Source organism: Amycolatopsis sp. NPDC041971 (genome assembly GCF_055588925.1).
The window spans coordinates 219,357-231,099 of sequence record NZ_JBVJCE010000003.1; the positions used below are offsets into that span (position 1 = coordinate 219,357).

At 69.5% G+C, this 11,743-nt stretch carries 13 protein-coding genes; 7 read left to right on the forward strand and 6 right to left on the reverse strand.

What is annotated here, in order from left to right; genetic code table 11:
• Positions 1-106: 106 nt before the first annotated feature.
• The 3 genes from ACZ6DT_RS09290 to ald form a co-directional block, all read right to left on the reverse strand.
• Positions 107-991 carry an ABC-2 transporter permease gene (locus ACZ6DT_RS09290; protein WP_465591112.1) on the reverse strand — a complete coding sequence of 295 codons (885 nt, stop codon included), beginning with the start codon at positions 989-991 and terminating at the stop codon, positions 107-109.
• Positions 991-2,151 (reverse strand): ABC transporter ATP-binding protein, encoded by a 1,161-nt coding sequence (locus tag ACZ6DT_RS09295; RefSeq protein WP_465591114.1) that lies wholly within the window; start codon positions 2,149-2,151, stop codon positions 991-993. Before ACZ6DT_RS09295 ends, ACZ6DT_RS09290 begins: the two co-directional genes overlap by 1 nt.
• A 726-nt stretch (positions 2,152-2,877) precedes the next feature.
• On the reverse strand, positions 2,878-3,993 hold the full coding sequence (ald, locus tag ACZ6DT_RS09300; protein ID WP_465591117.1) for an alanine dehydrogenase: 1,116 nt from the start codon (positions 3,991-3,993) through the stop codon (positions 2,878-2,880).
• A 165-nt stretch (positions 3,994-4,158) separates the two neighbouring features.
• Here ald and ACZ6DT_RS09305 point away from each other — a divergent pair, with 165 nt between their 5' ends.
• The 4 genes from ACZ6DT_RS09305 (at position 4,159) to ACZ6DT_RS09320 (ending at position 5,863) form a co-directional block, all read left to right on the forward strand.
• Complete coding sequence (locus tag ACZ6DT_RS09305; protein ID WP_465591120.1) at positions 4,159-5,100, forward strand: zinc-binding dehydrogenase; 942 nt, start codon at positions 4,159-4,161, stop codon at positions 5,098-5,100.
• The gene (locus ACZ6DT_RS09310; RefSeq protein ID WP_465591123.1) at positions 5,100-5,270 is read left to right on the forward strand and encodes a hypothetical protein; all 171 of its coding nucleotides are present in this window, start codon (positions 5,100-5,102) and stop codon (positions 5,268-5,270) included. Before ACZ6DT_RS09305 ends, ACZ6DT_RS09310 begins: the two co-directional genes overlap by 1 nt.
• Entirely contained in the window at positions 5,222-5,518 is a 297-nt protein-coding gene (locus ACZ6DT_RS09315) for a hypothetical protein (protein ID WP_465591125.1), read from the forward strand. Before ACZ6DT_RS09310 ends, ACZ6DT_RS09315 begins: the two co-directional genes overlap by 49 nt.
• Before the next feature lie 117 nt (positions 5,519-5,635).
• Positions 5,636-5,863, forward strand: coding sequence for a hypothetical protein (locus tag ACZ6DT_RS09320; protein ID WP_005150660.1), 228 nt, complete (start codon positions 5,636-5,638; stop codon positions 5,861-5,863).
• A gap of 122 nt (positions 5,864-5,985) precedes the next feature.
• Here the strand turns inward: ACZ6DT_RS09320 and ACZ6DT_RS09325 are convergent, their stop codons facing one another.
• The 3 genes from ACZ6DT_RS09325 to ACZ6DT_RS09335 all read right to left on the reverse strand — a co-directional run bounded on the left by ACZ6DT_RS09325 (position 5,986) and on the right by ACZ6DT_RS09335 (position 8,519).
• Complete coding sequence (locus ACZ6DT_RS09325; protein WP_465591128.1) at positions 5,986-7,539, reverse strand: PucR family transcriptional regulator; 1,554 nt, start codon at positions 7,537-7,539, stop codon at positions 5,986-5,988.
• A gap of 195 nt (positions 7,540-7,734) precedes the next feature.
• Positions 7,735-8,172 (reverse strand): VOC family protein, encoded by a 438-nt coding sequence (locus tag ACZ6DT_RS09330; RefSeq protein ID WP_465591130.1) that lies wholly within the window; start codon positions 8,170-8,172, stop codon positions 7,735-7,737.
• Positions 8,169-8,519, reverse strand: a complete 351-nt coding sequence (locus tag ACZ6DT_RS09335; protein WP_034309234.1) for a PadR family transcriptional regulator — start codon at positions 8,517-8,519, stop codon at positions 8,169-8,171. The genes ACZ6DT_RS09330 and ACZ6DT_RS09335 overlap by 4 nt, the downstream gene beginning before the upstream one ends.
• A 57-nt stretch (positions 8,520-8,576) precedes the next feature.
• Here ACZ6DT_RS09335 and ACZ6DT_RS09340 point away from each other — a divergent pair, with 57 nt between their 5' ends.
• The 3 genes from ACZ6DT_RS09340 (at position 8,577) to metX (ending at position 11,473) form a co-directional block, all read left to right on the forward strand.
• Entirely contained in the window at positions 8,577-8,975 is a 399-nt protein-coding gene (locus ACZ6DT_RS09340; RefSeq protein WP_465591133.1) for a VOC family protein, read from the forward strand.
• Between the two features lie 78 nt (positions 8,976-9,053).
• Positions 9,054-10,355 (forward strand): bifunctional o-acetylhomoserine/o-acetylserine sulfhydrylase, encoded by a 1,302-nt coding sequence (locus tag ACZ6DT_RS09345; RefSeq protein WP_465591136.1) that lies wholly within the window; start codon positions 9,054-9,056, stop codon positions 10,353-10,355.
• Entirely contained in the window at positions 10,352-11,473 is a 1,122-nt protein-coding gene (gene metX, locus ACZ6DT_RS09350) for a homoserine O-acetyltransferase MetX (protein ID WP_465591139.1), read from the forward strand. The genes ACZ6DT_RS09345 and metX overlap by 4 nt, the downstream gene beginning before the upstream one ends.
• Positions 11,474-11,743 lie beyond the last annotated feature (270 nt).

Sequence of the window (11,743 nt, forward strand, 5' to 3'; positions counted from 1 at the left end):
CCACCGACAGGACCGGCCGGTTCGCGCAGGGCCGAATGCCATGAACGGTCCGTTACTTGCAAAATTCGCAAGTAACGGACCGTTCATGGCGCTTGTGGACGGTGACCTACGTGATGTCCTTCTTCTGGTTCACGGCCCAGCCGGCGAGGAAGAAGATCATCGTCCAGCCGAAGAAGATGAGCGCCGAGGCCCACCACGAGAACGCGCCGGGAGCGCCCGCCGCGTACTGCAGTGCCCACGCCGTCTCGTCCTGGAGACCGGGAACCTTCACGCCGGCGGCGCCGAACGCCTCGGCGCCGATGGCGCCCACGATGCCGTTGACCGTGCCGTTCGGCAGGACGCCGCCCAGCCAGGTGATGTCGGCGGCACCGAACATCACGAACACGAGGACGTTCTCGACCACGAGCATCCAGATGGTCAGCGTGATGATGCTGCCGACGACGCTGCGCCAGACCGCGCCGACCCCGATGCCGAACAACGTCGCCAGGATGGTCGCGAGGACGCCCGCCCCGAGCACGCCGAGCCACTGGCCGGCCGTCGGCAGGCGCGCGCTGTCGACCGTGATCACGGTGCCGAGGCTCGCCGCGCCCACGATGATCACGCCGTAGATCGCGCCCCAGGCGATGTAGGTGATCATCTTCGCGCTCAACGCCGAAACCCGGTTCGGGGCGGTGAGGAAAGTGGTGGTGATCGTCTTCTTCGTGTACTCGCCGGCGAGGGCGAAGACACCGAAGATGATCGGGATCATCGTGCCGATGTTGATGCCGTGCCCGAGCGCGAGCAGGCCGACGGGCAGTTCGCCGGTCGAGATGCCGAGCGCTTCGGTCAGCTCACGGGTGTCGGAACGGCCGAGGAAGTCACTGAAGTCGTTGGTGATCATGCCCCAGAACAGGGCGAACGCGAAAGCGAAGACCACCGCGGGGATCATCAGCGCCCACCACGCCTTGAGCGTGAGCGTCTTGCGGAACTCCGCCTTGATCAGGTTGCCCATCAGCCTTGGCCTCCCCAGCCCTCGTTCTGGCCCTGCTGCTGCGCCTGCTGCTGAGGCGGCGCCTGCTGGTACTGCTGCGGTTGCGGCGGCTGGCCCTGCTGGAACTGCTGCGGCGGCGCGAAACCGGGCGGCGGCGTGTTCTGCGGCGCGTAGCCGGGCGGCGGACCCTGGTAACCGGGCGGCGGGCCCTGGTAACCCGGAGGCGGACCCTGGTGGCCCGGCGGCGGGCCCTGCTGGAAACCGGGCGGCGGCGCGGCGTACTGACCCTGCGTCAGCTGGAAGAACATCCGCTCCAGATCCGCGGTCTCCTCCTGCATGCCGTAGACCGCGATGCTCGCCTTGGCGGAGATGTCACCGATCTGCTGCACCGTCGCACCCGACACCGCGACACGGCCGTCCGGCATCGGCGCGACCTGCGTGATGCCCGCCTCCTGCAACGCGGCGACGAGGCCGCTCGCGTCGGCCGACTGCACCAGCACCCGGGACTGGTTGCTCTTGCGCAACTGGTCCAGCGAGCCGTTGTACCGGGTCATGCCCTGGCTGATGATCACGACCTGGTCGATCGTCTGCTCCACCTCGTTCAGAAGGTGGCTCGAAACCAGCACCGTGCGCCCCTCACGCGCATACGCGCGCAGGAAGTTCCGCAGCCACAGGATGCCCTCGGGGTCGAGACCGTTCGTCGGCTCGTCCAGCACCAGCACCTGCGGGTTCCCCAGCAACGCCGTCGCCAGCGCCAGCCGCTGCCGCATACCGAGCGAGAACCCGCCGGCCTTGCGGTCCGCGGCCGACGAAAGGCCGACCAGCCCCAGCACCTCGTCCACCCGCTGATCCGGCATCCCGATCGCCGCCGAGTACACGCGCAGGTGATTGCGCGCCGTACGCCCAGGGTGGAAACCCTCGTTCTCCAGCACCGAACCGACGACCCGCGCCGGATTCCCCAGCTGGTCGTGCGGGCGCCCATTGATGGTCGCCGTGCCGGTCGTGGGCGTCACCAGCCCGAGCAGCATCCGGAGCGTCGTCGTTTTCCCTGCGCCGTTCGGCCCCAGGAAGCCGGTCACCGAACCGGGCTCCACCGTGAAGCTCAGATTCTGGACCGCGTTGACCGCGCCGAACTGCTTGCTCAGATTCTGCACCGCGATGCGGCCACTGCCGTCGTGCATACCGTCCCCTTTTGTTGACGAAGGCCGATCACGCGACATCCTGCCTCACGACGTGGGTCCGTACTCGCGGAAGGGGTCAATCCAGCGAAAGCGACCTTCGTCACGTTCGGTGCGGTGACGACTCCGTCCTCCAGCGCAACCGGCGCTGGGCCGAATGGCCGTTGACTACGGGATATGCGCCAGAAGCGCGGAAAATTCACCGACAGCGACGGCGGTCCGTGAATAAATATTTCGGACGACATGGCAACCCCATGCAGCGCGACGGCGACTTATTACCTACGATGAAGGAGGCGGCCCGCTCCCAGTGACCCCCAGGCTGGTCGAGCGGGCCGCCCTCAGCCCCTTTGCCCTGCCTTGGTCGACGCTGGCGCGTCTTCCCGGAGGTGGGGCTTCGTCGTATCACCCGGGGGGCCGAGCCCCCCGGACCCCCACGGTCCGTCCGGCGGCGGTTGGCGGGTGGGTGGGTGGCCTACGGCGCAGAGCGCCGTGGCCTGGTGAGGGGCTCTGCGGCGCGGGCGCCGTGATCTGGTGAGGGGACCTACGCCGCAGAGCGCCGTGGCCTGGTGAGGGGCTAGGCGTGGGGACATTCAGTGTCCCCGATGCGGCATTGGGGGGCAGCTCGGTATGGCCTCGAAAGCCGTCCGAAGTGTGGGGCGGCGAAAAGGAGCGAGGGACCTTCGCGCACTGGGGTGGCAAAGGTCCCCCGCGTGGGAGAGTGGCGTGGGGTCAGGCCAGGACGTCGGCCAGCTCCGTGGCGGGCAGGCCGTGCGCGGCCGCGACCGGGGCGTTGGTCAGGGCGCCCGCGTGCGTGTTGAGGCCCTTCGCCAGCGAAGCGTCGGCCTGCAGCGCCTTGAGCCAGCCGTGCTCCGCCAGCTGGACGGCGTACGGCAGCGTCACGTTGGTCAGCCCGTAGGTCGACGTCCGGGGCACCGCGCCCGGCATGTTCGCGACGCAGTAGAACACCGACTCGTGGACCTTGTAGGTCGGCTCGTCGTGCGTGGTCGGCCGCGAGTCGGCGAAGCAACCGCCCTGGTCGATCGCGATGTCCACCAGCACGCTGCCCGGGCGCATTCGCGCGACGAGTTCGTTCGAGACCAGCTTCGGCGCCTTCGCGCCGGGAACGAGCACCGCGCCGATGACCATGTCGGCCTCCAGCACGGACTGTTCGACCGACAGCGCGTTCGAGGTCACCGTGCGGATACGGCCGCCGAAGTCGTTGTCGATCTGGCGGAGCCGGTCGACGTTGGTGTCGAGGATCTCGACGTCCGAGCCGAGGCCGAGCGCGACCCGCGCCGCGTTGAGGCCGGCGACACCGCCGCCGATCACGACCACGCGCGCCGGGTGGACGCCGGGGATGCCGCCGGGCAGCACGCCGCGGCCGCCGCTCGGCTTCATCAGCGAGAACGCGCCGACCTGCGGGGCCAGCCGTCCGGCGACCTCGGACATCGGCGCCAGCAGCGGCAGCGCGCGGTTCGGGGTCTGCACCGTCTCGTAGGCGATCGCGGTGGTGCCCGCGGCCAGCAGCGCGTCGGTCAGCGGACGGTCCGCGGCGATGTGCAGGTAGGTGAACAGCACCTGGTCGGCGCGCAGCCGCGGGTACTCCTCGGCGATCGGCTCCTTGACCTTGAGCACGAGTTCGCCCTCGGACCAGGTCTCCTCCGCCGTCGCGAGGATCTTCGCGCCCGCGGCGACGTACTCCTCGTCAGTGATGGAGGAGCCGAGACCGGCGGCGGTCTCGACGAAGACGTCGTGGCCGCGCCCGGTCAGTTCGTGCACGCCCGCCGGGGTGAGCGCCACCCGGTACTCGTGCTTCTTGATCTCACGGGGGACGGCGATACGCACGGGATGCCTCCTGGCGGCGGGTCTGCGAACAAAGGTGCTGCCACTCACGGTGAGCCACCCTGACGGCGGTGTCATCGTGTGCGCGCGACAATGTCGATGATCGATCATGGTTTCCACAGCACAATCGCTTGACCTCCAGTAAACTGGAGCCTGCACCTTGGGCCCATGAGAGCCGTGTGGTTGACAGAGTTCGGCGGGCCCGAAGTGCTCGTCGCGGGCGAAGCCCCGGATCCGGTACCCGCAGCGGGTCAGGTCCTGGTCGAGGTGGCGTTCGCCAACATCACGTTCGTCGAGACGCAGTTCCGGGCCGGCGGGGGCGGGCCGGTTCACGCCGAACCGCCGATGATCCCGGGCAACGGCGTCGGCGGCGTGATCAGCGCGGTCGGGGAAGGGGCCGATCTCGGCCTGGTCGGCAAGCGCGTCGTCACCTCGACCGGCGGTTCCGGGGCGTACGCGGAACAGGTCGCGGTCGCCGCGGATTCCGTTTTCGAGGTGCCGGACGGCCTGGCGCTCGACGCCGCGGTCGCGATCCTCGCCGACGGCCGCACGGCGACCGCGCTGGTGACCGCCGCGCGGATCCGGCCCGGCGAGCGGGTGCTGGTGGAGGCCGCGGCGGGCGGGGTCGGCGGGCTGGTCGTCCAGCTCGCCAAGGCCGCGGGCGCCGAGGTCGTCGGCGCGGCGGGTGGTCCGGAGAAGATCGGGCACGTCCGGGACCGCGGTGCCGATCTGGCGGTCGACTACCGCGAGCCGGACTGGGTGGCGAAGGCGGGCGAGGTCGACGTCGTGTTCGACGGGGTCGGCGGTGAGATCGGGGCGGCGTCGTTCGGGTTGCTGAGGCCCGGCGGCCGGATGCTGATCTACGGGCTCTCGAGTGGTTCGTGGACGGAGGTGTCCGAAGAGGACGCCGCCGCGCGCGGGGTCACGGTGATCCGGGGCCTCGGCGGGCCGGCCGAGATGCGGGCGTTCACCGAGTCGGCGCTCGCCGAAGCCGCCGCCGGACGGCTGGAACCCGTGATCGGTCAACGGTTCCCGCTCGAACGGGCGGCGGACGCGCACGCGGTCATGCAGTCGCGTGGCGCGATCGGCAAGACGTTGCTCGAGATCTGATGTTCGACGTCGACGAATTCCTCGCCGGTCCGCTCACGGCCAGGGTCGCCGCGGCCGGGCCGACCGTGCGCCCGACCTGGTACCTCTGGGAGAAGCGGGCTTTCTGGATCCTCACCGGACCGTGGCGCGGCTGGCCGGTCTCGTCCGCGCATCGCCGTCGATCGCGGTGACCGTCGACGTGTGCGACGTCGGCACCGGCCTGGTGCGGCAGGTGCTCGCGCGCGGCGAAGCGGAGATTCTCCCGTTCGACGTCCCCCGTGGACGGCGATTGCTGAGCCGGTACCTCGGACCCGACGAGCACAAATGGGATGCGCGTTTTCGCTCGTACCTGCACGATGATCCCGAGGCGAAAGGGACCGTCTGGGTCCGGATGGTGCCGAAGCGATTCGTCGCCGAAGACCTCGGTTATCGGGTGTGAAACACGGCCGCGTTCGCTGGGGGTGGGCGCGGCCGTGCCACCTGCGAAATGGTAAATGCAGCACGATCGAGTCAAGATGTTGATCTTACTGGCCGGTAAGCTGCCATTCTGTTCCGCATGACAAATCAGGATTGGCGGCGGGAGCGGCGTGTCCGCACCGTCGACACCGAAGGCAATCCGGCCGATGTCGTCGTGGGCCTGGTCGAAACCCCGGGGCACGGTTACGAGGCCGCGCTGCGGGTCGACGGTGGCCCTGGTGTTCTTTTGCCGCTTTACCCCGGTGCCGATCTGCTCGCCGCGGTACGGCAGACCATTGAGGACGGATATCGCGCCAGCGCGCACTGAACCGCCGGATGTCAGGAAAGGGTCTTTCAGGACCTAAAACGTCTTGAAGGACCCTTTCCTGACGTCCGCGGACGATTTTGTCGCACTACAAAGTGTTCGGTACTGAGCAGTTTGTAGTTGAATCAACTCCAGCGCAGGGAAACGAGCTGGGTGATCAAGGCCAGCCGGACGTCGGGATCGTCGAGATCCAGCGGGACGAGGTCGAGCAGCCGCCGCATCCGGTATCGCAGGGTGTTGGGATGGATCCGGAGTTCCTTCGCGGCCGCACGCGGGTCTCCGGGATGCCGTAGCCATTGGTACAGCGTGTCGACGTAGCCGCTCTCGTGGGCTTCGTCGTGCGCGCGCAACAGGCCGAGCGGGCCGAGTTCGGCGACCTTCGCGCTGCTCGCCGCCGTCGCTCCGCGGTGCAGCGAGAGGGCCGTCCACGCCTCGTCGAAGACCACGACACGGCCAGGGACGAGCTTCGCGCGAAGCAGGCCGAGTGCCTCGTCGGCCTGGACACGCGACCTCGCGAGCTCGCCGATTTCGCAGGCCGACCCCGCCGCGGCCCGTGGTGTCCCGCCCTTCCTCGACGACGGCAGGGCTTCGAGCGCGGCCCGGAGTTCGTCCCAGCCGTCGCCGTCCGGGACGACCGCGTAGAGCATGCCGCCGAGTTCGGTGGCCACCGGCCGCCTGCCGACGCCCTGCGAGATCCGTTCGAGGAGGGCCAGCCGCAGGCCTTCGTCGTCGCGGCCGTCGCCACCGGCGACCTCGACGACCACGACGCGATGCGGTTCCTCGGACAGGTCGAGTTCCGCGATCGCCTTGCGCGGGCTGGCGTTCCCCTCGAGTACGGCACGCAGGAGTTCGGCCGAGACCCGGCGTTGGGAATCGGTGTGCGCGCGGCGGCGCAGCAGGTGCAGCGCGACGACGGGTGCCGCGTCGGCGAAGGCGGCGGCGCGTTCGTCGGAGACCGGGCCCGCGACGACCGCCCACATCGACCCCAGCAGCTCACCGCCCATCCGGATCGGCACGATGAGCCGGGGCAGCGTGCCGTCGCGCTGCGCGGGCACGAAGATCGTTTGCCGCCCACGGGAAAGTTCGCGGAACACCCCTCGTGACCGGAACCGCGCGAGTACGTCGTCGGGGATGCGGCGGCCCATGATCGTGGACACGCGCGCCGAGTCGGTCAGATCCTGCCGGGCCGAGTAGGCGAGCACCCGTGAGTTGGTGTCCTCGATGGTCACGGGCGCGTCGACCACCGAAGCGACGGCGTCCGCGAGCCGGAACAGGTCACCGGAGCCGGGGCCGCCGCCGTCCTCCAGCGCGTCCGACTCGTCGGCCAGCGCGTCGAGGACCGTCCTGAGCAGCCAGACGAGCTGGGCCCACGACGTCGCCGAGCGCACTTCGATCAACGCGATGTCCGCCGACTTCGCCGCCCGCTTCACCGAGGGTTTCGCCGCGAGCGGCGGCTTCAGCAGGACCGCGGCGGCACCTTTCGACGCGCTGACCTTGACAAGTTCGGCGGCGTCCGACGTTTCCGTGATCGCGACGCCGAGGACGAGGTCGCCCGCGGCGAGGGTGTTGCCGGGTTCGGCGATGACGACGTCACCGACGGCGGGAGACTCCTCGGGGACCTGGAGGGCGTGCAACAGCGTCGGACCGACTCGATCGACGACGCTCCGCACGGAAACCATGCCTTATTTTGCGCCCGCTGACGAAAACGCGCCGCAGGGGCAGTCTCGAAGGCCGCTCGCGTCGAGCTTCGAGGTGCCCCTTCGTCGCGTTTTCGTGGGCCTCCGGCCCCAAAGAGGCGGGCGCGGTGAAGTCTCCTCGTCGCGCTGACGCGCTGCCCGAGGAGACGTCCGCCGGTCACCGGACCGCCGCACACGTCAGACCTCGCGCGGGGTTCTCGCGTCGATGTCTTCGGGCGTGAACCGCTCCCGTTTGGTCGTCAGCGCCCATCGGTGCCCGTCGGGGTCGACGATCCGGCCGTAGCGCTCGCCGAAGAACATCTCCTCGACCGGCGCCTCCACCCGCGCGCCCGCGAACACCGCGCGCCGCACGAGGTCGTCGGGCTCCTCGGTCTCCAAGGTCAGGAGCATCGGCGTGCCGCCGAGCGTCGTCGGCGCGAGCGCGTCCAACCGCGGGATCTCCTGGCTCACCAGCAGCCGCGCGTCGCCGACGGCGAGTTCCACGAACAACACGACGCCGTTCGGCAGCACGTTGCGGAACAGCTCCACGGCGCCGAAAGCCTTGGCGTAGAAAGGAAGCGACGCGTCGACGTCCTTGACGAACAAATGCGGCACCAAACCGAGCGCCCGGTTCACGCCGACTCCGCCCGCTTCAGCAGCCCGGCCTGTCCTGCCACGGCGACGAGCCTGCTCAGGAACTCCGCCTCGCGGGCGGCGACGTCCCGGCCGGCGCGGGTCAACCGGTAGTAGCGACGGCGCGAGTCGTGCGGCTGGTCCTCGCTCGCGTCCGGCGCCTCTTCGACCAGGCCGTCGGCGACGAGCCGGGCCAGCGTCCGGTACAGCGTGCCCGGGCCGAGCTGGGCGGTACCGCCGCTCACCTCGTCGACGAAACCCATGATCGCGTAGCCGTGCGCGCGGCCTTTCGCGAGCGCCAGCAGGGTCTGGAACGCCGCGGGGGTGAGCTGCGGGTTGCCGTCGGCCATCCGGGAAGCATACACTCCGGTCTCGTTATATCCATGATGGATACAAAGGAGCCGGATATGGCGATTCGGGGCGTGCACAAGATCGTCATCGGCGTGACCGACCAGGAACGGGCGAAGCGGTTCTGGTCCGAGGTCGTCGGATTCGAGATCACCACCGACGTGCCTTACGACGACAAGGGAAGCCGGTGGGTCGAGGTCACGTCCGCCGATGGCGCGACGGCACTCGTCCTGAGTACCGCGCCGGAGGACCTCAAGCGGTTCGAAGTGCGTGACGAACTCCCGACGGGCAATTTCTTCTTCTACGCCGACGACATCGAAAAGACGTATGAGGAGCTTTCGGCGAAGGGAGTCGAGTTCCCGGCGCGTCCGGAGAAGCAGCCGTGGGGCTGGTGGGCGATGTTCACCGACTCGGAGGGCAACAGGTTCGCTCTCCAGGAGAGGAATCCCACCTCGTGAGAGTAGTTGGGTGCTCCATCCGGCGGAGCTAGCTTCGGTGTCAACAGCCGAACCCCTTGAGCCGCTAGGAGAATCGCGATGAGCGCGGACGGATGGTCGTTCGAGACCAAGCAGATCCACGCGGGTGCGGCGCCGGACACCGCCACCGGCGCGCGGGCGACCCCGATCTACCAGACCACCTCGTACGTGTTCCGCGACAGCCAGCACGGTGCCGATCTCTTCAGCCTCGCCGAGCCGGGCAACATCTACACGCGGATCAACAACCCCACGCAGGACGTGCTCGAGCAGCGGCTCGCCGCGCTCGAAGGCGGCGTCGCGGCGCTGGCGTTCGCCTCCGGAAGCGCGGCCACGACGGCGGCCATCCTCAACCTCGCGAACGCGGGCGACCACTTCGTCTCCAGCCCGGCGCTCTACGGCGGCACCTACAACCTCTTCCACTACACGCTGCCGAAACTCGGCATCGAGGTCTCGTTCGTCGAGGACCAGGACGACATCGAGCAGTGGAAGGCGGCCGTCCGGCCCAACACGAAGCTGTTCTTCGCCGAGACGCTGGCCAATCCGGGCAGCAACGTGCTCGACATCCGCGCCGTCGCCGACGCCGCGCACGAATCCGGTGTCCCGCTGGTCGTGGACAACACCGTGCCGACACCGTACCTCGTCCGGCCGATCGAGCACGGCGCCGACATCGTGGTCCATTCGGCCACCAAGTACCTCGGGGGCCACGGCACGACGGTCGCCGGGGTGCTGGTCGACGGCGGTACCTTCGACTTCGGCAAGGATCCCGGCCGCTTCCCGGGCTTCAACGAGGCCGACCCGAGCTATCACGGCCTCAAGTACTGGGAGGCTCTCGGCCCGGGCGCGTACGCCGCCAAGGCCCGCGTCCAGATCCTGCGTGACACCGGCGCCGCGATCGCGCCGCTGAACAGTTTCCTGATCCTGCAAGGGATCGAAACACTTTCGCTACGTCTGGAGCGGCACGTGTCCAACGCGCAAGCGCTGGCCGAATGGCTGGAGCAGCGCGACGAAGTCGAGAAGGTGTACTACGCCGGGCTGCCGTCGAGCCCGTACCACGAGGCCGCGAAGAAGTACCTGCCGAAGGGTGCCGGCGCGGTGCTGTCGTTCGACCTGCGTGGCGGTGTCGAAGCCGGACGGGCCTTTGTGGACGGTACGGAACTGCACAGCCAGCTGGTCAACATCGGCGACGTGCGCAGCCTGATCGTGCACCCGGCCTCGACGACGCACAGCCAGCTCACGCCCGAGGAGCAGGCCTCCAGTGGGGTGACGCCGGGTCTCGTGCGGATCGCCGTCGGGCTGGAAGGGATCGAGGACCTCAAGGCCGATCTCGAGGCCGGATTCCGGGCGGCCAAGGCGGCTCTGTGACCCAGGCTCCCGATCTCCCTCCCGCCACCGGTGTGTGGCGGGAGGGAGATCCGCCAGGTCGGCGCCGGTTCGTCACCGGTGTCCAGACGCTCGAAACGGGCCGGACGCTGCCCTTCACACTCGCCTACGAGACCTGGGGAACGTTGAATCCCAGTGCCTCCAACGCGATCCTCGTCGAGCACGCGCTGACCGGGGACAGCCACGCCGTCGGCCCCGCGGAGGAAGGCCACGTCAGCCCTGGCTGGTGGGACGGCCTGATCGGGCCGGGCAAGGCCATCGACACGGACGCGTTCTTCGTCGTGGTGCCGAACGTGCTCGGTGGCTGCCAGGGCTCGACCGGCCCGTCTTCGCCGCACCCGGACGGAAAACCTTGGGGCAGCAGGTTTCCCGCTGTGACCGTACGGGATCAGGTGGGCGCCGAGGCCATCCTCGCCGACGCTTTGGGCATCGGCCGGTGGGCCGCGGTGGTCGGCGGGTCCATGGGCGGGATGCGCGCGCTGGAATGGGCGGTGAGCGAGCCGGACCGGGTCGCGGCACTGCTCGTCCTGGCGTCGACGGCGCAGGCGTCGGCCGACCAGATCGCCTGGGCGGCGCCGCAACTGCACGCCATCCGGGCCGATCCGGGCTGGCACGGCGGCGACTACCACGACGTCCCCGGTGGCGGCCCGGGCCCGGGTCTCGGCATCGCGCGCCGCATCGCGCACGCGACCTATCGCAGTGAAGCCGAACTGGAGCAACGCTTCGGCCGTCGTCACCAGGACGGTGAAGACCCGCTGCGCGGCGGCCGGTTCGCCGTCGAGTCCTATTTGGACCATCACGCCGGCAAGCTGTCCCGCCGGTTCGACGCCGGAAGTTACGTGGTGCTCACCGAATCGATGAACACCCACGACGTCGGCCGCGGGCGGGGCGGTGCCGCGAAGGCGCTCGGCCGGATCACCGCGCGCACCGTCGCGGCCGGGGTGGACAGTGACCGGCTCTACCCGCTGTACCAGTCGCGGGCCATCGCGGACGGGATCGACGGGGCGGAGTTCGCCGTCATCGGCTCGCCTTACGGGCACGACTCGTTCCTGATCGAGACCGAGCAGATCGCGCGGCTGGTGAAGCTCCTGCTGGGCTAGCCGACCCGCGTGATGTCCGGCTGAACACCCGAATCGTCCATTACCTGGGGGCCAGACCGCGGTGCCTACTGGCGCGGGGAAGGTGCCGTCGCGAAGCCACTTTCGCAACGCTAAAGGTTGCGACTCCCGATTTGTCGCTCAAGTCCGTTGGAGTGACAAGCTGCCCCATGTCGTCAACGGGTGTGGGGGGGGGGGGGGGGGGGGGGGGGGGGGGGGGGGGGGAGGGGGGGGGGGGGGGGGGGGGGGGGGGGAGGAGAGGGGGGGGGAAGG